This is a genomic window from Dysgonomonas sp. Marseille-P4361, from assembly GCF_900343125.1.
Lineage (GTDB): Bacteria > Bacteroidota > Bacteroidia > Bacteroidales > Dysgonomonadaceae > Dysgonomonas.
Map to the genome: position 1 here is coordinate 25,462 of NZ_OPYL01000002.1, position 23,697 is coordinate 49,158.

20 protein-coding genes and 1 pseudogene are annotated in these 23,697 nt (G+C 39.3%); 12 read left to right on the forward strand and 9 right to left on the reverse strand.

What is annotated here, in order from left to right:
- Positions 1–43: 43 nt before the first annotated feature.
- Together DHU68_RS03915 and DHU68_RS03920 are read right to left on the reverse strand one after the other, a co-directional pair.
- Positions 44–793 carry a DUF3667 domain-containing protein gene (locus DHU68_RS03915; protein WP_108821682.1) on the reverse strand — a complete coding sequence of 250 codons (750 nt, stop codon included), beginning with the start codon at positions 791–793 and terminating at the stop codon, positions 44–46.
- 113 nt (positions 794–906) lie between these two features.
- Positions 907–2,505 carry a sulfatase gene (locus tag DHU68_RS03920; protein ID WP_108821683.1) on the reverse strand — a complete coding sequence of 533 codons (1,599 nt, stop codon included), beginning with the start codon at positions 2,503–2,505 and terminating at the stop codon, positions 907–909.
- A gap of 365 nt (positions 2,506–2,870) precedes the next feature.
- Between DHU68_RS03920 and DHU68_RS03925 the strand changes: the two genes are divergently transcribed.
- Genes DHU68_RS03925 through DHU68_RS03935 form a run of 3 tightly spaced genes read left to right on the forward strand, consistent with a single transcriptional unit; the run spans position 2,871 to position 6,358 of the window.
- Positions 2,871–3,566, forward strand: a complete 696-nt coding sequence (locus DHU68_RS03925; RefSeq protein ID WP_108821684.1) for a succinate dehydrogenase cytochrome b subunit — start codon at positions 2,871–2,873, stop codon at positions 3,564–3,566.
- A gap of 50 nt (positions 3,567–3,616) precedes the next feature.
- The gene (locus tag DHU68_RS03930; protein WP_108821685.1) at positions 3,617–5,590 is read left to right on the forward strand and encodes a fumarate reductase/succinate dehydrogenase flavoprotein subunit; all 1,974 of its coding nucleotides are present in this window, start codon (positions 3,617–3,619) and stop codon (positions 5,588–5,590) included.
- A gap of 12 nt (positions 5,591–5,602) precedes the next feature.
- On the forward strand, positions 5,603–6,358 hold the full coding sequence (locus tag DHU68_RS03935) for a succinate dehydrogenase/fumarate reductase iron-sulfur subunit (RefSeq protein ID WP_108821686.1): 756 nt from the start codon (positions 5,603–5,605) through the stop codon (positions 6,356–6,358).
- A 78-nt stretch (positions 6,359–6,436) separates the two neighbouring features.
- Here the strand turns inward: DHU68_RS03935 and DHU68_RS14335 are convergent, their stop codons facing one another.
- From DHU68_RS14335 to DHU68_RS03945, 3 genes and pseudogenes are all read right to left on the reverse strand, one after another.
- Positions 6,437–7,225, reverse strand: coding sequence for a discoidin domain-containing protein (locus DHU68_RS14335; protein ID WP_255412462.1), 789 nt, complete (start codon positions 7,223–7,225; stop codon positions 6,437–6,439).
- A gap of 6 nt (positions 7,226–7,231) precedes the next feature.
- Positions 7,232–8,224: pseudogene (locus DHU68_RS14340) on the reverse strand (alpha-L-fucosidase); the annotation flags it as partial.
- 120 nt (positions 8,225–8,344) lie between these two features.
- Complete coding sequence (locus tag DHU68_RS03945) at positions 8,345–9,286, reverse strand: hypothetical protein (protein ID WP_108821687.1); 942 nt, start codon at positions 9,284–9,286, stop codon at positions 8,345–8,347.
- A 70-nt stretch (positions 9,287–9,356) separates the two neighbouring features.
- On the opposite strand from DHU68_RS03945, the gene DHU68_RS03950 reads away from it, so the two are divergent.
- The gene (locus tag DHU68_RS03950) at positions 9,357–10,280 is read left to right on the forward strand and encodes a putative 2-dehydropantoate 2-reductase (protein ID WP_108821688.1); all 924 of its coding nucleotides are present in this window, start codon (positions 9,357–9,359) and stop codon (positions 10,278–10,280) included.
- A 53-nt stretch (positions 10,281–10,333) separates the two neighbouring features.
- Here DHU68_RS03950 and DHU68_RS03955 read toward each other — a convergent pair whose 3' ends face one another.
- The 3 genes from DHU68_RS03955 to DHU68_RS03965 all read right to left on the reverse strand — a co-directional run bounded on the left by DHU68_RS03955 (position 10,334) and on the right by DHU68_RS03965 (position 13,412).
- Positions 10,334–11,257 carry a 3-phosphoglycerate dehydrogenase gene (locus tag DHU68_RS03955; RefSeq protein ID WP_108822130.1) on the reverse strand — a complete coding sequence of 308 codons (924 nt, stop codon included), beginning with the start codon at positions 11,255–11,257 and terminating at the stop codon, positions 10,334–10,336.
- 75 nt (positions 11,258–11,332) lie between these two features.
- Positions 11,333–12,406, reverse strand: a complete 1,074-nt coding sequence (serC, locus tag DHU68_RS03960; protein WP_108821689.1) for a 3-phosphoserine/phosphohydroxythreonine transaminase — start codon at positions 12,404–12,406, stop codon at positions 11,333–11,335.
- A 184-nt stretch (positions 12,407–12,590) separates the two neighbouring features.
- A complete protein-coding gene (locus DHU68_RS03965) occupies positions 12,591–13,412 on the reverse strand; it encodes a glycerophosphodiester phosphodiesterase (protein ID WP_108821690.1) in 822 nt (273 codons plus the stop codon).
- A gap of 311 nt (positions 13,413–13,723) precedes the next feature.
- On the opposite strand from DHU68_RS03965, the gene DHU68_RS03970 reads away from it, so the two are divergent.
- From DHU68_RS03970 to DHU68_RS03980, 3 genes are all read left to right on the forward strand, one after another.
- Positions 13,724–14,794, forward strand: coding sequence for an Sb-PDE family phosphodiesterase (locus DHU68_RS03970; RefSeq protein WP_108821691.1), 1,071 nt, complete (start codon positions 13,724–13,726; stop codon positions 14,792–14,794).
- 131 nt (positions 14,795–14,925) lie between these two features.
- Positions 14,926–16,170 (forward strand): DUF1015 domain-containing protein, encoded by a 1,245-nt coding sequence (locus DHU68_RS03975; RefSeq protein ID WP_108821692.1) that lies wholly within the window; start codon positions 14,926–14,928, stop codon positions 16,168–16,170.
- Between the two features lie 7 nt (positions 16,171–16,177).
- The gene (locus tag DHU68_RS03980) at positions 16,178–17,146 is read left to right on the forward strand and encodes a TraB/GumN family protein (RefSeq protein WP_108821693.1); all 969 of its coding nucleotides are present in this window, start codon (positions 16,178–16,180) and stop codon (positions 17,144–17,146) included.
- A 78-nt stretch (positions 17,147–17,224) separates the two neighbouring features.
- On the opposite strand, the gene DHU68_RS03985 is transcribed toward DHU68_RS03980, so the two are convergent.
- Positions 17,225–18,559: an NADP-specific glutamate dehydrogenase gene (locus tag DHU68_RS03985; protein WP_108821694.1), complete on the reverse strand. Its 1,335-nt coding sequence runs from the start codon at positions 18,557–18,559 to the stop codon at positions 17,225–17,227.
- Between the two features lie 305 nt (positions 18,560–18,864).
- Between DHU68_RS03985 and rfbB the strand changes: the two genes are divergently transcribed.
- The 5 genes from rfbB to DHU68_RS04010 are packed head-to-tail and all read left to right on the forward strand — an operon-like array spanning position 18,865 to position 23,683.
- Positions 18,865–20,001 (forward strand): dTDP-glucose 4,6-dehydratase, encoded by a 1,137-nt coding sequence (gene rfbB / locus DHU68_RS03990; RefSeq protein ID WP_108821695.1) that lies wholly within the window; start codon positions 18,865–18,867, stop codon positions 19,999–20,001.
- 12 nt (positions 20,002–20,013) lie between these two features.
- On the forward strand, positions 20,014–20,622 hold the full coding sequence (locus DHU68_RS03995; RefSeq protein ID WP_108821696.1) for a hypothetical protein: 609 nt from the start codon (positions 20,014–20,016) through the stop codon (positions 20,620–20,622).
- A 32-nt stretch (positions 20,623–20,654) separates the two neighbouring features.
- Positions 20,655–21,662, forward strand: coding sequence for a UDP-N-acetylmuramate dehydrogenase (murB, locus tag DHU68_RS04000; RefSeq protein ID WP_108821697.1), 1,008 nt, complete (start codon positions 20,655–20,657; stop codon positions 21,660–21,662).
- Between the two features lie 26 nt (positions 21,663–21,688).
- On the forward strand, positions 21,689–22,993 hold the full coding sequence (gene murA, locus DHU68_RS04005) for a UDP-N-acetylglucosamine 1-carboxyvinyltransferase (protein WP_108821698.1): 1,305 nt from the start codon (positions 21,689–21,691) through the stop codon (positions 22,991–22,993).
- A gap of 48 nt (positions 22,994–23,041) precedes the next feature.
- Positions 23,042–23,683 carry a hypothetical protein gene (locus DHU68_RS04010; protein WP_108821699.1) on the forward strand — a complete coding sequence of 214 codons (642 nt, stop codon included), beginning with the start codon at positions 23,042–23,044 and terminating at the stop codon, positions 23,681–23,683.
- Positions 23,684–23,697 lie beyond the last annotated feature (14 nt).

Here is a 23,697-nt window from a genome sequence, read left to right on the forward strand (position 1 = left end):
ACATTTAAATGAATTAAAAAACTTATTTGTCACATTACTCTTTTTATAGCGTTTTTATAACGATTACTGCTATTACAGCTAAGATTGTGAGAGAGGTTATCAGTGTCTGTATACAAATTGGGTATAAGATGCGTTTCCATAACTTATAGGAATTGAAAACAGATGCCAGCATGTAGATGAAGATGATAAATTGTAAGAGGCTGTTCCATTGAAACATCTCGTCTATACCCCAAAAGTAGCCAATCGGGATACAGATTATACTTGCCAGAATCTGATGCCCCAAGATATAACAATTAAGCATCAGATGCTCGCCGTAGTTATACTTTGAAGCTCTGAAAAACAGGAAGCTAATGAATGCCGTAAAAGGCATTATACTTAGCATAATCAGGCTATAATGATTGTCGAAAATATATCTTATTGTCTGAAAAAGAGATTCTACTTGCTTTGCCTGTTCGTTAGCTTCATTAACTTCAACTTTAACATCTAAGAAGAGAGGTTGTCCCGCAAAGTGACTGATGAAAACATAAGCGGTAGCAATGAGGAAAAAGTATCCAAAGGGGTTGAAGTAGCTCACTCGCTTTCCGGCAAAGTAATCGCGTATCGTTTTTCCCGGACGAAACGTTAACTCTTTCATCGTATAAAAGAATCCCTGATCGACATGTAAGATGCCATGCAAAAAATTATGAACAATGTTGTGTAGATCTATTCTGCTGGTTTTGGTCGATTGTCCGCATGTGGAACAAAAGTTTCCGGTTGTCGCATTGTTACAATTTTTGCAAGTTATTTCATTCATAATGATTTCGAGTATCGGTATCTTTTTTTATTTAGTTGACGACAGCCTTTCTCGTATGAAGAAGAAAAACTGTCGTCGTATGTCAAAGTCAGATGTCAGAATTTTTGTTTCGCTTAATATTCGTCTACCTTTAGATTTGTTCTGTATTCATCCAGCATTTTCTGTAATTCGGCAGTGATTTTTTCGTAACCTTTTTTACCGTATAAATTATTTAATTCGTTCGGATCGTTCTTCAGATCATAAAGCTCATTACAGTCGATTGCCACATCATCCTTCATTTTGCCTTCGCCATAGAAGTGGATCAATTTATAGCGGTCGGTGCGTACGCCATCGTGCCTTCTTACATTGTGCACAGCCGGATAGTCGTAGTAATGGTAGTATAAGCTTTTGCGCCAATTGTCAGGCTTTTCACCATCAAAGACAGTTTCCAGCGATGTCCCGCTCATTTCGGAAGGCTTCTCTATTCCCGCCAAAGATAAGAAAGTTGGAGCATAATCTATATTTTGTACCAAAGCATCTGTTTTGCTTCCGGCTTCTATCATCTTCGGATAGCGTATGATTAGTGGTGTTCTGAACGATTCTTCGTACATAAATCGTTTGTCGAACCATCCATGTTCGCCCATGTAGAAACCTTGGTCGGAGGTGTAAACAATAATCGTATTATCCATCAACCCCTCTTTTTCCAGATAGTCGATAAGTCGTCCTACCTGATCGTCGATACTCTTTATGCAGCGCAGGTAATCTTTCAGATAGCGTTGAAATTTCCAGTCAACAAGCTTATCTCCCTTAAGGTCTTGGGATAAGAAAAACATGTTTTTGGGATGATAACTTTTGTGCCATGCTTCGCGCTGCGATGGAGTCATTTCCTCCAGAGTCTGTATCCATTCGTTTGCATTAGGCTCATCCATACTATGTTTCAGCTCGGTTACTTTCAGGTCGTATATCATAGTCATTGTCTTTTCTATCGACATGTCCTGCGTCTTGGCAGGCGAGCAACGTGTTGCGTAATTGTCGTAGAAAGTTTCCGGTTTAGGAAATTGTATGTCTTCATACAGATCGAGGTATTTCTCTTCGGGCATCCAGTTGCGATGAGGTGCTTTGTGATGCACAAGCAGGCAAAATGGTTTATCCTTATCTCTTTCTTCAAGAAAACGGATCGAATGATCGGTAATCAAGGTCGTTGTGTAACCTTCCTCTTTCAGGTATTTACCATTAGAATACTGACTCTTGAAGCCGGGGTTGTAATAAGGTCCCTGATCCCACAATACGTGGAAGAAATCGAAGCCTTTTGGTTCGCATTGCATATGCCATTTACCCACTACACCGGTCTGATAGCCTTCCTTTTGCAATAGTTCCGAAAAGAATGTTTTGGTTGTATCTATCCCTTTTCCTAGTTGACGCTGTCCGTTCTGATGGCTGTAAAGACCTGTCATCAGGCATGCTCTGCTGGGAGTAGATAATGAGTTTTCGACAAAAGCCTGCTGAAAAAGCATTCCTTCGTTAGCCAAACGGTCTATGTTTGGCGTAGGAGCCAGTTTCGACAGTGGGTGACCATAGGCACTTATGGTTTGGTACGAATGGTCGTCCGTCATTATGTAAACTATGTTAGGACGCGAAGGATCTTTCTTCGGGATGTCTATATTTTCGCCGGCAGCAGGATGAAATAATGTTGCGGGTATGATAACGGTGCAGACTTTTTTCAGTGTATTCATAGTGTAAATGGATAAGATGTTTTTTTGCCTTTATAAGTCCAGAAAGCAAATATACAATAATATCATTTCGATGGAAAGCGTAAAATTGCCTTATTTTTTCGGAATGCTATTTTCCTGAGTGGATACCTACTGTGGGTAAGGATTGACAAAAGATGGGAAAAATAAAATTGAATGAACTTTTTTGAAACTGCTAAAAGTATTAGCAGAGTAGGGTAAAAAGCCACTTCTTTTCTTTGATAATCCTTTTATTTAATATATTTTTGCATTATAATAGAAAAAACTAATTAAGTATGTGTGCTTTCTATTACACTAAAGTGATAATCATCTAAATTAACTAATCTATATAACTAAAACAATTTTAATTTATGAGTTGGTTACTAAAATCTTCTATTGGTAAGAAGTTGATAATGAGCGTTACAGGTATCGCTCTTGTCTTATTTTTGCTGTTTCACGCAGCAATGAACGTAACGGCTGTTTTTTCGGAGGAGGCTTACAACGCAATTTGTGCTTTGTTAGGTGCTAACTGGTATGCAGTGGCAGGTACAGCAGCATTAGCAGCTCTTGTAGCTATCCACTTTATCTATGCATTAATCCTTACAATGCAAAATCGTAAAGCTCGCGGAAATGACAGCTATGCAGTAAGTGTACGTCCAAAGAATGTAGAGTGGGCTTCTCAGAACATGTTTGTTCTAGGAGTTATCGTTATCGGATTCTTGCTATTACACTTTAGTCAATTCTGGTACAAAATGATGTTTGCCGAACTATTGGGAAATCATCATGTAGAACTAGGTAGTGCGACAGTATCTCCTCAGGATGGAGCAGAATTTATCAAGTATTACTTCAGCCAAACATGGGTTGTTGTAGCTTATTTGGTTTGGTATGTGGCTCTTTGGTTCCACTTATCTCATGGCTTCTGGAGTGCTATTCAAACTATCGGATGGAATAACACAATTTGGCTAAATCGCTGGAAAGTGATCGGACAAGTAACTGCTACCGTGATCTGTTTGGCATTTGCTTTTGTGACTATTTATTTCTACGCAAGACATATGATTTGCCTGTAATCGGAGCAAATACATATTATTTTTGTTAAAGATTAAAAGAAAAAGAGATTATGAGTAATATACTAGATCCAAAAAAAGATTCAAAAATACCTGAGGGACCATTGGCTCAAAAGTGGACCAACTACAAAACCGCCCAAAAATTGGTGAACCCTGCTAACAAACGTCGTCTAGATGTTATTGTAGTAGGAACAGGTCTTGCAGGAGCTTCGGCAGCGGCATCTCTTGGAGAGATGGGCTTTAACGTACTTAACTTCTGTATTCAGGACTCACCTCGTCGTGCGCACTCTATTGCAGCACAAGGAGGAGTAAATGCAGCGAAAAATTATCAAAACGACGGTGACTCTGTTTACCGCTTGTTCTACGATACTATCAAAGGTGGTGACTACCGCGCTCGTGAGGCTAACGTACACCGTTTGGCTGAAGTAGCAAACAGCATCATCGACCAATGTGTGGCTCAGGGAGTTCCTTTTGCACGCGAATACGGAGGTCTGCTTGACAACCGTTCGTTCGGTGGAGCGCAAGTATCTCGTACGTTCTACGCTAAAGGACAAACAGGACAACAATTGTTGTTAGGTGCTTACTCGGCACTAAGTCGCCAAGTAAACAAAGGTAGCGTGAAACTTTATACTCGCTACGAAATGGTAGACGTTGTTCTTGTAAAAGACGACAAAGGAGAAGAACGCGCTCGCGGTATTATCGCACGCAACCTTGTAACAGGTAAACTTGAGCGTTTCGCAGCTCACGCAGTAGTTATCGCTACGGGTGGATACGGAAATGCATTCTTCCTTTCTACCAATGCAATGGGATCGAATGGTTCTGCTGCTATTCAAGCTTACAAGAAAGGTGCTTACTTTGCTAACCCTTGTTATGCACAAATTCACCCTACTTGTATTCCTGTACACGGAGAATTCCAATCAAAACTAACGTTGATGTCAGAATCTCTTCGTAACGATGGCCGTATCTGGGTTCCTAAGAAGAAAGAAGATGCAGAAGCTATCCGCGCAGGAAAATTGAAACCAACTCAAATCAAAGAAGAAGATAGAGATTACTATTTGGAAAGACGTTATCCGGCATTCGGTAACCTTGTACCTCGCGACGTGGCATCTCGTGCTGCAAAAGAAAGATGCGATGCAGGTTTCGGTGTAGGATCTACAGGTCTTGCTGTTTACCTTGACTTTGCTGACGCTATCAACCGTCTTGGAAAAGATGTGGTAGAGGCTAAATATGGTAACCTGTTCCAAATGTATGAAAAGATTCAAGATGAGAATCCATACGAAACTCCGATGATGATTTATCCTGCTATCCACTACACAATGGGTGGTATCTGGGTAGACTACGAATTGATGACTTCTATCAAAGGATTATTCGCATTGGGAGAAGCTAACTTCTCAGACCATGGTGCTAACCGTCTTGGAGCATCTGCATTGATGCAAGGTCTTGCCGACGGATATTTCGTATTGCCTTACACTATTCAAAATTATCTTGCCGACCAAATTACTGTTCCTCGTTTCAGTACAGATCTTCCTGAATTTACTGAAGCAGAAAATGCAGTGAAAGAAAAGGTTGCTAAATTGATGAGCATCAAAGGACAACGTTCTGTTGACTCTATCCACAAGCAACTAGGTCACATCATGTGGGATTTTGTAGGTATGGCTCGTACTAAAGAATCGCTTGAAAAAGCAATCGAAGAGTTGAAAGCTGTGAAGAAAGAATTCTGGTCAAATGTTCGCATACCGGGAGAAGCTACAACACTGAACACTGAGTTGGAAAAAGCATTACGCTTAGACGACTTCATCGAAATCGGCTTGTTGATGGCTTACGATGGTCTTAACCGTAACGAATCTTGTGGAGGTCACTTCCGTGAAGAATACCAAACTCCAGAAGGTGAAGCGATGCGCGACGACGAGAACTATTCTTATGTTGCTTGCTGGAAATATGAAGGTGAAGGTTCAGCTCCTACACTTATCAAAGAACCTCTTGATTATGAATTCGTAGTAAGACAACAACGTAATTACAAGGCTTAAAAAAAGAAGACGATGGAAAAATTAATCAATATAACTTTAAAAGTTTGGCGTCAAAGAGGTCCGAAAGAAAAAGGAGCCTTTGAATCATATAAACTTGATGGCATTTCGGTAGACAGTTCATTCCTAGAAATGCTGGATATTTTGAACGAAAAGTTGATCAACGAAGGCAAAGAGCCTATTGTATTCGATCACGACTGTCGTGAAGGTATTTGCGGTATGTGTAGCCTTTATATCAACGGACATCCTCACGGACCGGACGAAGATATTACAACTTGCCAGTTGCACATGCGTAAATTTAAAGATGGCGAAACTATCACTATCGAGCCTTGGCGTTCTACAGGTTTCCCTGTAATCCGCGACTTGATGGTAGACCGTACAGCTTTCGACAAGATTATGCAAGCAGGTGGATACGTTAGTGTAAATACTGGTGGTGTACCTGATGCTAATGCTATACCTATCCCTAAAAAAGATGCAGATGAAGCGATGGATGCAGCATCTTGTATCGGTTGTGGAGCATGTGTGGCTGCTTGTAAAAACGGTTCGGCTATGTTGTTCGTTTCAGCTAAAGTTAGCCAGTTGGCACTTCTTCCTCAAGGACGTGTAGAAGGCGCTCGCCGTGCAAAAGCAATGGTGGCTAAAATGGACGAACTAGGTTTCGGTAACTGTACAAATACTCAGGCTTGCGAAATGCAATGTCCTAAAAACGTTTCGATCAGCAATATCGCTCGTTTGAACCGTGAGTTCCTAAAAGCTAAATTGAAAGACTAATCGTCTTACTAAGCAATAATAAGAAAAGCGACTATCTTAATGATAGTCGCTTTTTTGTTTTATATAGTTGTTTAATAATTACTCAATAGCTTTTAACTCTGCATAAGTGTATTTATCCGAATTATCATTCGTCAGTAGAGTAGGCTCTAGTTTAATGTACGAAGAGTTATAAACCTTGTCGAAAATAACTTGCTGAGGGATAGGGTTGTTTTTGATATTGTTGAATATAGCATTCTCCTGCACTTTCTCCCATTGCTTGCCATCTTCGCTGACATAGCAGTTGTAACGTTGGATCGTAGTCTCACGTTCAGAAGGGAAAGGAGTGAAAACAAAGCCTTTGATACCTCTCGCTTCTTTTAAGTTCAATACAATAGCATCTTTCTTGTCTAAGCTTTGTTTCGAAAACTTGCTGACATCAAACGAAGGAATGTCAGGAGCATCGTATATTTCGATGTTTGAAAGAATCTGTTCGGCAAGCGACTTGCTGATCTCTATTTGTATTTTGGACGAAGAGACTCTTGGCGTTCTCAATATACGTTTGTAACCGACTGTTGTTCCTTTGTCCAGATCAACCCATTGATTAAGTTCCGCATCCCAATAGTTGATCTTAAACTCTTCTATTCGCTGTCCTAAAGCAATGTATTCTTGCAGAAGAATATTGTTGAAACTTGTTGCTTCTTTCAGTTCTATGGTAATTGTAGCCGTTGATATACCATCGTCAGTTGTCCAATAGGTTGAATTATCATTGTCAAACAAATTTTCAGTCGAATACTTTTTCGCATTGCCTCTCACATTGCTTGCAGTAGCAGTAGCGCCGTCAGCCAAGTTTGTATTGAAAGCTTTTTCTCTGGCAGCTTTGAACTCCATCAGGCGGGCGGAGTCATTTGGGTGAATAAGTCCCCTTCTGTCGGGCGGAACATTCAATAGTAGGTTTGCATTGGACCCTACCGAAGAATAATAAATATCCATCAAGTGTTCTACAGATTTTACCTTGTCGTCGGTCGCCGGACTATAAAACCATCCCGGACGAATAGAAACATCTACTTCCCCTGCAACCCATTTCTCTCCGTTGATATCTCCTTTGTTTAGTATATCTGTCGCCGGAGCGCCTTTCCCGGGAGTGAAACCTTCTACATTGAGTGTCGACCAGTTTGTTTCACCGGCATAACCTCTCTCGTTTCCTATCCAGCGGCAACCGGGACCCACATCGCTGAAAATAATTGCATGGGGTTGCTTGTTGTACACAGTTTTGTGAAATAAGTCCCAATCGTATACTTGACGCGAAGTGCCGTCTGTAGCTCCGTCGAACCATTGCTCGAAGATGTGTCCGTAATTTGATAACACCTAGTTTAATGTGTTGGCAAATACCTGATTGTATTCCGATGTATTGTAAGCCGGATGGTTCTGATCCCAAGGAGAAAGATATACACCCATCTGTAAACCATATTTCTTGCACGATTCGGATAATTCTTTCAGGATATCACCTTTCCCTTCTTTCCAAGGACTTTCGCGTACGGTATGTGTACTAAATTCGCTTGGCCACAGACAGAAGCCATCGTGATGCTTTGCTGTTATGATGATACCTTTCATACCTGCATCTTTGGCTATCGAAGCCCACTGATCGGTGTTCAGTTCGGTAGGGTTGAATACCTTGGGATCTTCTTTGCCGTCGCCCCATTCCACATTGGTAAAGGTGTTTGGTCCGAAGTGAATAAACATATAATATTCCAGTTCCTGCCACTTTAGCTGGTGCTCGGTCGGCAATGCTCCAACGCTCTTTGGAGGTGGTACATCCAATGAACATGAGTATCCAATGATAGCAAGAATAGATAGTAAAAGTACGATTGATAAATGTCTTTCTTTCATAGTATTGTATTTGGAAAAGCTAAAATATCACTTTTTTGTTAAAGAATTTTATTTGTTAAGTCTTTTAGTTCCAATAATACGGATATAAAGAAACTTTAGATAAATAGTCGATTGTGAGTTTTATTCTTCTATCTTTTTAATTTTACTTTCATTTAATAATAAGTTCTTATAATTAGGGAATAGATTACTTACATCTTCAGAGGAGGTGATAGCTGGATGGAATTCAGTCCCTTTTAATATTAATTCAGCAAGGATTGTTATTGATTTTTCGATTCTTACAGCTTGCTCTTTATTGTTCTTATCTTCTGAGAAGAATTCATTTTTTATTAATTCAGCCTCTAGTGATGTGTCTATTTTAATTTTTTCTTTTAAAGCTTCTTTCACTTCATTCAATGCTTCATTTCTTATATTAAGATTTTCAATTAACCCATTTGTATATCTGAACTCATTTATTTTTTTCGCAATGACAGCAGCAGACCAAGTTAAGCTAGCAATTAAAGTCAATGCGCTTCCAACACCTAAGACGAGCCAAAAAGAACCATGATCAAATTGTTTAATTTCTACCTTTCCGTTAGGGAAACTGTTAACAACTGTAGATATAGATATTTTTAGATCATTAGCTACTTTACTCAGATTATCCAAGCCTTTTATTACAGGTAATTTGATGTTTAATGTTTGATTATCTTGTTCTTCCGGAATAAGATATTCAAACCAGTTGTATAGAAGGTTTAGTATAGATTCTAAATTTAAAAAAAAGAGACGGATAGGATCGAAAGATTTTTTGTCGAAAGAGAACTTTTCTAAGTTAGTTGAAAGTATATTATCATATACATAGTCAATATCAATTGACCTAAAAGCATGATCCGTACTTCCTAAGACAGGAAAATGTAAAATGCGATCAGTCTCAGAGAAAAAATTTATATCTCTTAATGTTTCTAATACAATTTGTAGATTGTGAATATTATATAAGGTAAATAAACCAGTAGAAGAGCTATAGTCGTATCTAAACAGATTATTAGCATGCGCTATTTTAATTTTTTCTTTAATATCAATTAATCTCATAGTATTTGTTTTGTTTTTAACAAAAATAGATATTATTTTATATATTTATAAAAAATAGTCTTTAAAAACAATGTCTTTAAAATATGCAGTAATAGGAACTGGTGCAATCGGTGGCTACTATGGCGGACGATTGGCAAATGCGGGCAAGGATGTGCATTTCTTGTTTCATTCCGATTATGACTATGTGAGGAAGAATGGGTTGAGAGTAGATTCGGTGAAAGGCAATTTTTATCTGACTTCGATCAATGCGTATAATCAGACGTCGGATATGCCGGTGTGCGATGTGGTGCTTGTGGGCTTGAAATCGACAAACAATCATCTGCTGAAAGATTTGCTGCCGCCTATTATGCACAAAGATACTTTGGTCGTCCTTATCCAAAACGGATTGGGACTAGAGGAAGACTTGCAGAATATGATGCCTGATCTGCGCATTGCGGGTGGATTGGCTTTTATCTGCTCCAGCAAGGTAGGAGAGGGGCATGTCTTTCATATGGACTATGGGAAGTTGAATGTTGGTTCGTATTCGTGTCCCGATGAGGAACTGATAAAAAAGGTCGTTGCAGACTTTAGCGAGTCGGCAGTAGAAGCCAATGCTGTTGATCTTGACGAAGCTCGCTGGCGCAAGTTGGTGTGGAATATTCCTTACAATGGAATGACTGTGGTGCTGGATACAAGTACCGAAGCGCTGATGAATAATACTGCAACTAGAAGTCTGTTGCATGAAATGATGCTGGAAGTAATAGGGGCGGCAAATGCTTCGGGCTTGAAACACAAGATAGATGAGTCGTATGCCATAGAGACTTTGGAAATGACCGAAAATATGGTTCCTTACCTGCCTAGTATGAAGCTCGACTACGATGCTCGTCGTCCTCTGGAGATTGAGTATATCTATTCTCGTCCCGTAGCGATTGCCCGTCAGCATGGCTACGATATGGCAAAAGTGTCGATGCTCGAACGGCAACTGAAGTTTGTGCAATCGAATTATATCGAATAACAAAAAACTCCGACTTTATGAGCCGGAGTTTTCTTTTGGTATATAAGAGATTCTTATTTCTTATTTACGCGGAATCTTTCGTTACCGTTTTGGATAAAGTCCACGATCTGATTTGCTGCGGCAATACCTGCATTGGTGTTTGCTTCTGCTGTCTGAGCTCCCATCTTTTTAGGAGTAGAGAAATAACGACCTGCAAATTTTTCAGCCATTTCTGCATGGTTGCCCGGCATGATGTCAGTTACATATTTGAAGTCTTTGCGTTCTTCCATCAATTTCACTACTTCTGCTTCGTTGATCACCTCTTTACGAGCTGTGTTGATCAATAGTGCATTCTTAGGCATTCTGCTTAATAGTGCATAGTTGATCGAGTTTTTAGTCTCGGCAGTAGCGGGGATATGTAACGATACATATTGGCAAGTGCTGTATAGCTCTTCCACAGTTGCTACCGCTTTCACTCCTTCTTTTTCTATTTGCTCTGCGCTAAGGAACGGATCGAAAGCATATACTTCCATGCCGAATCCTTTTGCCACGCGTGCCACATTACGACCTACATTTCCGTATGCGTGGATACCTAGTTTCTTGCCAAGCAATTCAGTTCCTGAGGTGCCGTTGTAGAAGTTGCGAATAGCATACACCACAAGTCCGAAAGCAAGTTCGGCTACCGCGTTTGCATTTTGTCCCGGTGTGTTCATCACACAGATGTTGTTTGCAGTTGCAGCATCAAGGTCGATATTGTCGAACCCTGCTCCTGCACGAACAACTATTTTTAGGTTTTTACCTGCTTCTAATACTTCTTTGTCGAAAATGTCGCTGCGAATAATTGCTGCGTCTGCACTAGCGACAGCATCCAATAATTCTTGCTTTGTGCTGTATTTTTCCAACAATGCCAGTTCGTATCCGGCTTTTTCGATTACCTCTCTTATACCGCTAACGGCTTCTGCTGCGAAAGGTTTGTCTGTTGCTACTAATACTTTCATTTTTTTATAGCTTTTGCCTTTTAATTCAAAAGCCTTTTGTTTGTTCAAAAGGCTTTTGATATTTGGGTTAGTTAATTATTTTGCAATTTTCTTTTCGAAAGCCTGCATAGCATCCACCAGCGCTTGTACACCCTCGATTGGCATAGCGTTGTAGATAGATGCACGGAATCCTCCAACCGAACGGTGTCCTTTCAACGACTCAAGACCTCTTTCTTTAGCAAATGCTAAGAAGTCAGCCTCGTATCCTTCGTAATCGCTTGAAAGTACAAAACATACATTCATCAACGAACGGTCTTCAACAGCACATGTGCCTTTGAATACAGGGTTGCGGTCTATTTCATTGTAAAGCAATGCTGCTTTTTCTTTGTTGCGTTTGTACATCGCAGCTACTCCGCCATTTGCTTTCAACCATCTCAATGTCTGCATTGCAGCATAAATAGGCACTACCGGAGGAGTGTTGAACATTGATCCGCCTTCGATATGAGTGCGATAGTCTAGCATCGTTGGGATAGGACGGTTTACTTTTCCAAGGATTTCGTCTTTAACGATAACGAAAGTAACACCCGAAGGAGCCAGATTCTTTTGCGCACCACCATAAATCAACGCATATTTAGAAACGTCAACCGGACGAGAGAAGATGTCGGAAGACATATCTGCTACCAACGGAACAGGAGAATCCAAGTCTGTATGAATCTCTGTACCAAAGATGGTGTTGTTGGTTGTGATGTGGAAATAATCAGCATCCGTAGGGATTACATAATCTTTAGGAATATATGAATAGTTAGCAGGTTTTGAAGTTGCTACTTCTACCACCTCACCAAATAATTTTGCTTCTTTAAGAGCCTTGTTAGCCCATGTTCCGGTATTCAGGTAAGCCGCTTTTTTCTCAAGCAGGTTGAAAGGAACCATACAGAATTGAAGGCTTGCTCCACCCCCAAGGAAAAGTACCGAGTAGCCGGCAGGTATATCTAGTAATTCTTTGAATAATTCAACTGTTTCGTCCATTACAGCCTGAAAATCTTTTCCTCTGTGGCTAACTTCCATCAAAGAGAATGATGAGCCGTTGAAGTCCAAAATAGCTTTCGCTGTTTCCTCTATGGTTTGTTGAGGCAAGATTGACGGACCTGCGCTAAAATTATACTTCTTCATTGTTATTTAAATTAGATATTGTTATTTGTATATGCTCATAATAAAGCTACCAAAATTACGAATTATATATCATAAAATATCTTTTTTGAAGTGGATATTCATAGTAAACAAGTAAAATGATAAAAAACAGACTCTGTTTTGTAACAATATAGATGGGTGGTAATTTTCAGTTTTCGACGGTTTTTTAATATTTTACATTAAGCCAGGGGGTATGGTCTGTTATAAACTTTTTGAGTTCAATGGGGATGTCGGTACACATGAAATCTGCACCTAAATAAGCTCCGAGCATAAAGTCTGCTGTGCTTAGTCCGGGCCAAAGGCTAACGATAAGTCCTTGTTTATGAGCCAACTCTACACTTTGACGCGATGTACCCTCCATTTTGGCTCCAATTCGTTTGATGCCTAGGGCTTTACACATAGCTATTGTCTTTTCGTTACAAGGTTCTGATGTAATCATAAGTAGATCAACTCCCGGATACTTTTGTTGGAGATATCTTAATCCTCTATAGTCGGACGATGTGAAAACGAAAACAGCATCCGCTGGTTTTATTGCCATAACGGACTTGTATAGCTTGTCGCAAAATTCGTGCAATCTCTCTTCTGGATAAAGATCTTCTGGATTAGTTTTTAATTCAAACTCTACATATAATCCGGATTTTCCGTCGAGCCAAGACAGAAGTTCGTTGAGTGAAAGTATTTTGTTGTTTTGCTTTGTTCTCATAGCTTCTATTTCGCTCATGTTTTTCTCTTCCAGAACTCCGACTCCATTAGTCGTCCGTTCCAGACGGCTATCGTGCGTAATAACCAGTTCGCCGTCCTTGGTCATTCTTATGTCTGTTTCGAATCCTCGATAACCGGCATCGTAACTGGCTTGAAATGCAGAAAGTGTGTTCTCGTCATGTTCCATACGTCCACCTCTGTGAGAGAAAACGCGAATCTCTTGTATTTGGGCATTCATGGTAAATACAATTACCGAAAAACATGCAATTAGAATAAGTCTTTTCATCTGTAGAATTTTAGTTAACAAAAATAGAGTATATAAAAGCTGTAGAAGAGCTTTCGTTGGTATTAGAAAACAAAAATAAGGTATTTTTATCAATCTATTCATAGATTCTAGTTAGAGTGTTGCTTGGGTATTTTAAAAAAAATAGTTCTTGAGTGAAAATAGAAGAATATTAGGGTAATAAAATTTATGGAATGTTAAATATGAGTAGTCTTTAATTGTTATATTTGTAGAAATAAGAAATAAATGCCTTATCTGTATAGTGTGTTTTTTATCACTCGATAACAGATTAACCTTCTAAAAATTTATACAACATGAAAAAATTAGTTGCCCTTCTTGTTCTCACGTTCTTTTTTGTAGGATCAAATGCCCAAGTAAAGAAAGAAATCGCTATTCCTGACATACTCGGATATAAAACCTTGAAGACCGATTTGCACGTGCATACAGTGTTCTCGGATGGTAAGGTATGGCCTACAACCCGAATAGAAGAAGCTTACAGAGAAGGTCTTGATGCAATAGCAATTACAGACCATCTGGAATACAGACCTTTCAAGTCGGATATCCCTGCATCGCACAATCGTTCGCATGAAATAGCTAAGCCAGATGCTACGAAAAAAGGTGTGATACTGATAAAAGGAACAGAGGTGACAAAGTCTAAAATGCCTCCGGGACATTTTAATGCACTGTTTATAAACGATGCAGATAAGATGGACAACGAAGATTACATGGTGCAGTTGAAAGAGGCTAAAAGTCAAAATGGCTTCATCTTTTGGAATCATCCGGGATGGCGCGCTCAACAGAAAGAAACCGTATGGTGGGATGTGCATACCGAAATATATAATCAAGGTTTGATGCAGGGCATAGAAGTGGTAAACAGTGGAGATTATTATCCCGAAGCACACCAATGGGCATTGGATAAGAAGTTGACAATACTGTGTAATACAGATATGCACGACCCTTCGGCTATGTCGTATGATTTGGTCAAAGGGCATAGACCGATGACACTTGTTTTTGCCAAAGAACGTAGTGAAGCTGGTATAAGAGAAGCTCTTGAGGCTCGTCGTACAGCAGCTTATTTCAGAGATATTGTAGTTGCCGAACCTATGTATTTGAAGGCTATATTCGAAGCTTCGGTTGAGGTTCTTGAAGTAGAAAGAAAAGGAAATGCTGTGAAAGTGACTCTGTTGAATAAGTCAGATCTGCCATTCCATATTAAAAATGTTAGTCCATATTTCCGTTGCAAAGACTTTACTATACCGGCAATGAGTAAGATCAGTATTGAGGCAATAGTTGCGGCAGATGCCAATGCTTCTACTGTGAGTTTCGAAATAGCGAACCTCTATGCAGCTCCAAATAAAGGCTTGGAATACCAATTTAACTTTTAGAAGAGACTTTTGCTACAAATTACATTAGTTTTTATATATTTGTTCTAGTACAAAGTAACAGATTGTCGATTATTTAACATTGACGATCTGTTTCTTGATATAGAAAGTTGTAATCCTAAAATAGAATACCAATGGCAATAATCAAACCTTTCAGGGGTGTAAGACCTCCGCAAGCAATAGTAAAAGAAGTAGTGTCAAGGCCTTACGATGTATTGAGTTCGTTGGAAGCCAGGCTGGAAGCCGAAGGAAACGAAAAATCTCTTTACCGTATCATAAAACCAGAGATCGATTTTGAAGAAATGATCGATGAGCATCATCCCGAAGTGTACGAGCGTGCTGTCGAAAATTTTAACAAGTTTCAAGAGCGAGGCTGGTTGGTACAAGACCCCGAAGAATATTACTATGTATATGCACAAACAATGAATGGAAAAACGCAGTATGGTTTGGTTGTTTGTTCGCATGTGGAAGATTACATGGAAGGAAAAATAAAAAAGCACGAATTGACTCGCCGCGACAAGGAAGAAGACCGAATGAAGCATGTGCGTGTGAATAATGCAAATATAGAGCCGGTGTTTTTTGCTTATCCCGAAAATGAAGAGCTGGATGCCATCGTGCAGCGTACGATAGATACTCCTGCCGAATATGATTTTGTAGCAAATGATGGAGTAGGGCATCACTTTTGGGTGATAAAAGATAAGGAAGTAATAAAGAGAATAACCGAATTATTCGCGGCTATTCCCTCTTTGTATATTGCCGACGGACATCATCGTTCGGCAGCAGCAGCCTTGGTTGGGGCAGAAAAAGCGAAGCAAAACCCGAATCATAGGGGCGACGAAGAGTATAATTACTTTATGGCAGTATGTTTTCCTGATAATCAGCTGAATATTATCGATTACAATCGCGTAGTAAAAGATCTGAATGGTTTGACTCCTGCGGAATTTGTAGAAAAACTGAAAACTCACTTCGTGGTAGAAGAGAAGGGAAATGATATTGTTGCCCCATCGGGTTTGCATAATTTCTCTATCTATCTGGATGGTAAATGTTATAGCCTGACAGCCAAAGCTGATACTTATGACGACAGCGATCCTATAGGGGTGCTGGATGTGACAATCTCTTCTAAATATATTTTGGACGAAATACTCGGAATAAAAGATTTACGTTCCGATCAACGTATCGATTTTGTGGGAGGGATAAGAGGTCTTGGCGAACTGAAAAAGCGTGTTGATAGTGGAGAGATGAAGTTAGCATTGGCTCTTTATCCTGTTACCATGAAACAACTGATGGATATCGCCGATACGGACAATATTATGCCGCCCAAAACAACTTGGTTCGAACCAAAATTACGTTCGGGACTGGTTATACATAAGCTAGAGTAAAATCTAGATGAAAAAATATTTGATACTTCTCTTTTCTCTAATATTTGTTACATTGTTACTTTCTTGTGCAAAAGAGCATAAGGAGGGCTTGCTGTGGAAAATATCAGGCAATGGACTAAATGCTCCTTCTTATTTGTTTGGAACAGGACATGGTAGAGGCTTTTATTTGGGCTGTTCTATATTGGATAGTGTTCCGGGGTTTTATGAATCTTTAAAAAATACAAACCAATATATTGGAGAATATAATTATTATGAGCCTGATACCTTAAATACAGAAATGCTCCCTGCTGATTCTACTTATGATAAATTTTTTAATAAAGAGGACTTAGCCTTGTTAGATTCAATCTTACTGGTGGTAGTGGGGCAGACGTCGAAGAAGTATATTCGTAAACCAGAGGTGTTGTTGGAAAGGATTAAGGGATATCTATATTATGAATATAAGAAAAAGGAGAAGACAAATAAGGATATAATTACATATTTGCCAATGGATTATTGTTTGGAAGAGTTGGCATATCATCGAGGATATAAAATTGTAGGGTTAGATAACTTGATTAGGTTTAATTATTATGCTCATTTGCCCGAAGGTTCAGTGAAAAATGTTACAGATAGTTTGATTGTAATGTTAAGGAATAGAACATTTGAAAAAGAGTTTAAAGAGTCTGAATCAGACACTTTATCTACTAGATTATTCGACGCTTATTGTAGGCAAGATTTTAATGAATTCGAAAAGTATTTTAATCAGAGAAATAAGAAATATGATAAGGAGTATGAAGAAAGATTAAGGAAAGATCCTAAGAGCAAACATGTTTTACATGAAATATCTACTGTAAGAAACCATAAATGGATGGAATATATTCCTGATTTAATAAACAAAAAAGCATCTTTCATTGCAGTCGGTTTAGGGCATTTGCTTGGCGAAGATGGTCTAATAAGTTTGTTGAGGAAAGAGGGATATAAGGTTGAGCCAGTAAATTGATTCCTATGTTATAGAAAAATAAAAAACGGTTGCTTCTTAGGAGAGGCAACCGTTCTTTTTGATTGATTTTTTAACGTATTATATAATTCCTTGAGACATCATAGCTCTTGCTACTTTTATAAAACCGGCAATGTTAGCACCTTTCACGTAGTTAACGTATCCGTCTGCTTCAGTTCCGTATTTTACGCAGTTTTCGTGTATATTCTGCATGATCCATTTCAGTTTCGAGTCTACTTCTTCTGTAGACCAGCTGATACGTTCCGAATTTTGAGTCATTTCCAAGCCTGATACAGAAACTCCTCCCGCATTAGAAGCTTTGCCCGGAGCATAAAGAAGTTTTGCTTGCTGGAATACTTCAATAGCTTCCGGTGTGGATGGCATGTTTGCTCCTTCCGAAATAGCTATTACGCCATTTGCAACAAGAGCTTTTGCTTCTTCTCCGTTTATCTCGTTCTGTGTAGCACAAGGCAGAGCAATATCTCCTTTTTCGCCCCAAGGACGAGCATTGGCTACGTATTTACAACCGTAAGTCTCTGCATATTCGCTGATACGACCTCTGTATAGTTCTTTTAATTCTTTTACGTATTCCAGTTTTTCGGTTGTAATACCTTCCGGGTCGTATATATATCCGTTCGAATCGGATAGAGTAACAGGGATAGCACCCATCTCTATCAGTTTCTCACATGTATATTGAGCTACGTTGCCCGAACCCGATACAAGGCATCTTTTTCCTTTTATGTCTATTCCTTTTGTTTTTAGCATTTCCAGTAAGAAATATACATTTCCGTATCCGGTAGCTTCGGGGCGGATAAGCGATCCTCCGAATGTAAGACCTTTTCCGGTGAATGTTCCTGTAAACTCGCGGGTCAGTTTTTTGTACATGCCAAACATGTAGCCTACTTCGCGACCTCCTACACCTATATCTCCTGCAGGTACGTCGGTGTCAGGACCAATATGACGCCACAATTCTGAGATAAATGCCTGGCAAAAACGCATAACTTCGGTTGCAGATTTTCCTTTCGGATTAAAGTCTGATCCTCCTTTTGCACCACCCATAGGAAGGGTAGTCAATGAGTTTTTGAATGTTTGCTCAAAAGCGAGGAATTTTAGGATGGAAGGACTCACCGATGAGTGAAAACGTACTCCACCTTTGTAAGGACCTATTGCATTACAGTGTTGTATGCGATATCCCATATTGGTATGGGTGTTCCCTTTGTCATCAACCCATGTTACGCGGAAAGAGAAAATTCTGTCAGGAATGCATAAACGTTCAATAAGATTTGCTTTTTCAAATTCAGGATGTTGATTATAAACTTCTTCTATAGACTCTAATACCTCAAAAACGGCTTGATGGTATTCTTGTTCGTGGGGGAATCTACGTTTCAAATCTTCTAAAACTTCTATTGCTTTCATCTTAATATATATTGGATTGATTGATAATATAGACTACAAAAGTATGAAAAAATATCAAAATGACGAAATTTTACAAATAAAAATGACTTTATCTTTATTAAATAATGTTTTAGTTGATAATTGGTAGTTTTTAATCTGTTTGTTTGATCTTTTGTAATGAGTGGAGGGGCGATACTATGGTTTTGTATAGCAGAAATTATAAAATCGTTTATAAACTCACGCTTATTCTGTCAGAAAGTGGATATCTGTATTCTTTTTTTCTTACTTTTGTAAAAGTATTAATAACTAACATTTTTTACTGATACATGACTTATTTGATCACTGGTGGAGCTGGTTTTATCGGCTCAAATTTTGTGAAATACATGTTGAAAGCACATCCTGAAGCAAAACTAATCGTCTTGGATGCTCTCAGATATGCCGGAAATTTAGGAACTCTATCCGAAGAATTGAAAGACCCTCGCGTAGTGTTTGTTAAAGGTGATATATGCGACAGGGAAGTGACTGAAAAAATATTTGAAGAACATACTATCGACTATGTTGTCAACTTTGCAGCAGAGAGTCATGTCGATCGGAGTATAGAAAATCCACAGTTGTTTCTACAGGTAAATGTATTAGGTACTCAAAATCTGCTTGATACAGCAAAAAAATATTGGACAGTAGGTAAAGACGAAAATAATTATCCTATCTGGCGCGAAGGAGTGAAGTATCTTCAAGTGTCTACCGACGAGGTATATGGCTCGTTAGGAGACGAAGGATACTTTACCGAAGAAACCCCGCTGTCTCCCCGCTCGCCATATAGTGCAGCAAAGACAGGAGGTGACCTTATAGTGCAGGCTTATGGCGAAACCTTTAAGATGCCAATCAATATAACCCGTTGTTCGAATAACTACGGACCATACCATTTTCCCGAAAAACTGATTCCTCTGATCATAAAGAATATATTGGCAGGCAAGCAGCTTCCGGTATATGGAACAGGCAGCAATGTGCGCGACTGGCTCTATGTAGAGGACCACTGTAAGGCTATTGATGCAGTTCTTCACAAAGGACGTGTCGGTGAGGTTTACAACGTAGGAGGTCATAACGAGAAAACGAATATCGAAATAGTAAAACTTGTAGTGAATACAATATTCGATATTATGAACGAAAAACCTGAATACAGATCTGTTCTGAAAAAGAAAGAGCTTGCTGCCGATGGGTCTATTGATATAAGCTGGATAAACGAAGATCTGATATCTTTCGTTAAAGACCGTCAAGGACACGATCATCGCTATGCAATCAATCCTGACAAAATTTCGAAAGAACTGGGCTGGTTGCCCGAAACTACTTTCGATAAAGGAATCGTACGCACTATTTATTGGTATCTTGACAATCAGGAATGGGTTGATGAGGTAACATCAGGTGACTACATGAAGTATTACGAACAAATGTACAGCAACAGGTAATATACCTCCCCAATGGATCGGTTAAAATCAATACTTGCAGATAAAATACTAGACTTGTCTACCGAGGCAGGCGAAGGAGATATCAGAGCCAGATTGGACAAAATACATCGTTTCAGAGATTTTGCAAATGCATGTAAATCTTTGATGACTAAATATCCGGGGATAGAGAGCGAGCTTATCGGAATGGTCATGGATGACAACTTTGATACTGCTGAGGCCTCGTCCCGTGTGGATAAGATTGTCGACTTGGCTGAAAATCCGACTACAATAATAAAAGATACTATACCAACTGATAACTCTGATGATGAAAGAAATGCAGTTGCGGAAGAAACGAAAAACTATAATGTAATACCGGAGTTAAAATCTAATCAGACACAATCTGTTAAAGAAGAGGTGGAGGAGGAAGGATCGTTCTTCCCTACCGAAGACGAGATGGTTGTGATAAAGCGCAATACTACAATTCGTAGAGTCTTTCAAGTGCTGGCGATTGTGCTGGCAGTCTTCGTTTTAATATTTATTTTGAAATTTGTTATGCTTCATTGGCAAACAATTTTGATAATTGTAGGAATTTTAGTTATTCTTGCAGTATTATTTGTAGGATATAAGCGAAAGCAAAAATAACCTGCAAAAAAGTAGAATCAATAATCCCTGAAATGGAATATTATAGGCAAACCCAATTAAAAGATTACAATTCATTCAGAACAGAGGCTTTAGCAAAGATACTTTGCTGCCCTAAAAGCGTAGAAGACCTGCGCAAGTGTTTATCCGATTATCCTAACGAGAAGAAGCTAATAGTAGGAGGAGGTTGTAATATCTTCTTCACTAAAGACTTTGATGGCGTTGTGATTTGCCCCGAAATAAGAGGAGTAAGAAAAATCACAGACGAAGAAGAAGAGGATGAAGATATATTTATAGAAGTAAACGCATCCGAAGATTGGGATGAGCTTGTGGCTTACTGTGTAGATAAAGGATTTGCCGGATTGGAGAATCTATCCTTTATTCCCGGAACGGTAGGAGCAGCCCCTATCCAAAACATAGGAGCATACGGAGCTGAAGTAAAAGATGTCGTTCGCGAAGTTGTAGCCATCGATATGGAAACAAACGAAGTCGTATCTTTTTCGAATGCAGAGTGCGAGTTTGGCTATCGCGACAGCATATTCAAACGCACCAATAAGTATGTAATTATTTCAGTTGTTTTTCATCTGAAACGTACTTTTACATACACACCTAAATATTTTGACCTGAACAAGGAACTTGAAGATATTGCCGAACCTACAATCAAAGATGTAAGAGAGGCTGTTATACGTGTCAGAAAAAGAAAACTTCCGGATGAAAAAACATTACCCAACGCCGGTAGCTTTTTCAAAAATCCATGTATAACCAGAGAACATGCCGATCTGCTGATAGCCAGCTATCCGGATCTTCCGGCTTATCATCAAAGAGACGGACTGATAAAAACATCAGCGGCTTTCTTGATAGACAAAGCAGGATTTAAAGGAAAACGAATTGGGAATATCGGTACTTACCCCAATCAGCCACTTATTATAGTAAACTATGGCACGTCGGATGGCAATGAAATAGTTGCTTTCATGACCGAGGTGAGAAATGCTGTAAAAAGCATATTTGATATTGAATTAGAACCCGAAGTGAGAATTTATTAAAACTAAATAATAAGAAATTAGATAAAATGGCGTCATTTATTATTGAAGGTGGTTGCCGCCTTAGTGGAGAAATAACACCGCAAGGAGCTAAAAACGAAGCATTACAGGTAATTTGTTCCGTATTGCTTACACCCGAAGAAGTAATAATCGAAAATATTCCCGATATATTAGATGTAAACAACCTGATCGCTTTGCTGGGAGAAATGGGTGTAGAAACCCGTCGCCTTAGCGAAGATACATGGTCTTTCAAGGCCGAGAATGTAAATCTCGACTATTTGGAAACTCCTGAGTTTTTGAAAAAGAGTGCATCTCTTCGCGGTTCGGTAATGATTATAGGACCTTTAGTAGCTCGTTTTGGAAAGGCTTCGCTGCCAAAACCGGGTGGGGATAAAATAGGTCGCCGCCGCTTGGATACACACTTCATAGGTATTCAAAAGCTGGGTGCAGACTTTGTTTACAATAAAGAACAACAGATCTATAATATCTCGGCGAAAAAACTGACAGGAGCATACATGCTGCTTGATGAAGCATCGGTAACTGGCACAGCTAATATCCTGATGACGGCCGTTCTTGCCGAAGGTGAAACAACGATATATAATGCCGCTTGCGAGCCTTATTTGCAACAGCTATGTAAGCTATTGAACAAGATGGGAGCCAAGATTACCGGTGTGGGATCTAATCTTTTGCGCATCGAAGGTGTAAAATCTCTGGGAGGAGCAACGCATCGCATCTTACCCGATATGATCGAGATTGGTAGTTTTATCGGTATGGCAGCCATGACAGCATCAGAGATTACGATAAAGAATGTAGCTTACGACGAGCTTGGTATTATACCTGATACATTCCGCCGTCTGGGAATAAAACTAGAACGTAGAGGAGATGATATCTTCATTCCTGCACAAAAAGAATATGAAATAGATACCTTTATAGATGGTTCTATCCTGACCATAGCAGATGCTCCTTGGCCGGGCTTAACACCCGATCTTATCAGTGTGCTGCTGGTTGTAGCTACTCAGGCAAAAGGCAGTGTGCTGATTCATCAAAAAATGTTTGAAAGCCGCTTGTTCTTTGTCGATAAACTGATCGATATGGGGGCTCAGATTATTCTTTGCGATCCGCATCGTGCTACAGTAATAGGTACAGGAAAACGACCTATGCGGGCAACTACAATGACCTCTCCCGATATTCGTGCCGGAATTGCACTACTGATTGCCGCAATGTGTGCCGATGGTAAGAGTACAATACACAATATCGACCAGATAGACAGAGGGTATCAGAATATCGATCTGCGTCTCAACCAGCTAGGTGCAAATATTTTACGTCTTGACTAACTTTAATTCATGATATAAACAAAAGTATTATTCAACTTTTTTTACACTATGACTGAAAATGAAAAGTATCTTTATGATCATTTCCTGATTAGTATAAAGTCCGGATTTGAATCTTTAGAGGATATTATTAATGATGCCCTGGAGGCTGTTGAAGACGAAGGCTGGGAGAGCGAAATCTCTGAAGAATGGATCAGAGAAACATTGAGCAGAGAGTATGCGAAAAACGAAGCCGAAAGTAAACTATGGGAACATCCCACGCATGTAGAAAAGCTGCATAAGATATTTGATAAACTGAATACAGAGAAAATCCTGGCATTGCATAATGCCGGCTATACGCAGTCGGAGGCTATATACGATGTGCAAGATGTTTGGAAAGATATCGAAGATGAAGGTGTTAAACCAATCGGTTATTGTTACTATCATGGACAAGACCTCGAAAGGGTGATTACCGACGGTGTATTGTGTCTTGGCTTTTATGGAGAGAAAGAGAAAAACGATAAAGAAGCTATTCTGATAGGACGTAAGGTTGTAGAAGCATTCGAAGCCGAAGGTTTCACTGTAGAATGGAATTGTTCAGCTTCTCAACGTATAGAGATCCAAAATTTTGAATGGAAGAATGTGTTCACCTCTTACGATGAGGTAGATGAAAAATGGGGATACGACCGGGCAATAGAATTGATGAAAGAATAAAGAATATCAATTTA

Excerpts from the sequence above, each read along its gene's own strand:
- DHU68_RS03915 (WP_108821682.1), bottom strand. The coding sequence starts at position 793 with ATGAATGAAATAACTTGCAAAAATTGTAACAATGCGACAACCGGAAAC.
- DHU68_RS03920 (WP_108821683.1), bottom strand. The coding sequence starts at position 2,505 with ATGAATACACTGAAAAAAGTCTGCACCGTTATCATACCCGCAACATTA.
- DHU68_RS03925 (WP_108821684.1), top strand. The coding sequence starts at position 2,871 with ATGAGTTGGTTACTAAAATCTTCTATTGGTAAGAAGTTGATAATGAGC.
- DHU68_RS03930 (WP_108821685.1), top strand. The coding sequence starts at position 3,617 with ATGAGTAATATACTAGATCCAAAAAAAGATTCAAAAATACCTGAGGGA.
- DHU68_RS03935 (WP_108821686.1), top strand. The coding sequence starts at position 5,603 with ATGGAAAAATTAATCAATATAACTTTAAAAGTTTGGCGTCAAAGAGGT.
- DHU68_RS14335 (WP_255412462.1), bottom strand. The coding sequence starts at position 7,225 with ATGGAGTTCAAAGCTGCCAGAGAAAAAGCTTTCAATACAAACTTGGCT.
- DHU68_RS03945 (WP_108821687.1), bottom strand. The coding sequence starts at position 9,286 with ATGAGATTAATTGATATTAAAGAAAAAATTAAAATAGCGCATGCTAAT.
- DHU68_RS03950 (WP_108821688.1), top strand. The coding sequence starts at position 9,357 with ATGTCTTTAAAATATGCAGTAATAGGAACTGGTGCAATCGGTGGCTAC.
- DHU68_RS03955 (WP_108822130.1), bottom strand. The coding sequence starts at position 11,257 with ATGAAAGTATTAGTAGCAACAGACAAACCTTTCGCAGCAGAAGCCGTT.
- serC (WP_108821689.1), bottom strand. The coding sequence starts at position 12,406 with ATGAAGAAGTATAATTTTAGCGCAGGTCCGTCAATCTTGCCTCAACAA.
- DHU68_RS03965 (WP_108821690.1), bottom strand. The coding sequence starts at position 13,412 with ATGAAAAGACTTATTCTAATTGCATGTTTTTCGGTAATTGTATTTACC.
- DHU68_RS03970 (WP_108821691.1), top strand. The coding sequence starts at position 13,724 with ATGAAAAAATTAGTTGCCCTTCTTGTTCTCACGTTCTTTTTTGTAGGA.
- DHU68_RS03975 (WP_108821692.1), top strand. The coding sequence starts at position 14,926 with ATGGCAATAATCAAACCTTTCAGGGGTGTAAGACCTCCGCAAGCAATA.
- DHU68_RS03980 (WP_108821693.1), top strand. The coding sequence starts at position 16,178 with ATGAAAAAATATTTGATACTTCTCTTTTCTCTAATATTTGTTACATTG.
- DHU68_RS03985 (WP_108821694.1), bottom strand. The coding sequence starts at position 18,559 with ATGAAAGCAATAGAAGTTTTAGAAGATTTGAAACGTAGATTCCCCCAC.
- rfbB (WP_108821695.1), top strand. The coding sequence starts at position 18,865 with ATGACTTATTTGATCACTGGTGGAGCTGGTTTTATCGGCTCAAATTTT.
- DHU68_RS03995 (WP_108821696.1), top strand. The coding sequence starts at position 20,014 with ATGGATCGGTTAAAATCAATACTTGCAGATAAAATACTAGACTTGTCT.
- murB (WP_108821697.1), top strand. The coding sequence starts at position 20,655 with ATGGAATATTATAGGCAAACCCAATTAAAAGATTACAATTCATTCAGA.
- murA (WP_108821698.1), top strand. The coding sequence starts at position 21,689 with ATGGCGTCATTTATTATTGAAGGTGGTTGCCGCCTTAGTGGAGAAATA.
- DHU68_RS04010 (WP_108821699.1), top strand. The coding sequence starts at position 23,042 with ATGACTGAAAATGAAAAGTATCTTTATGATCATTTCCTGATTAGTATA.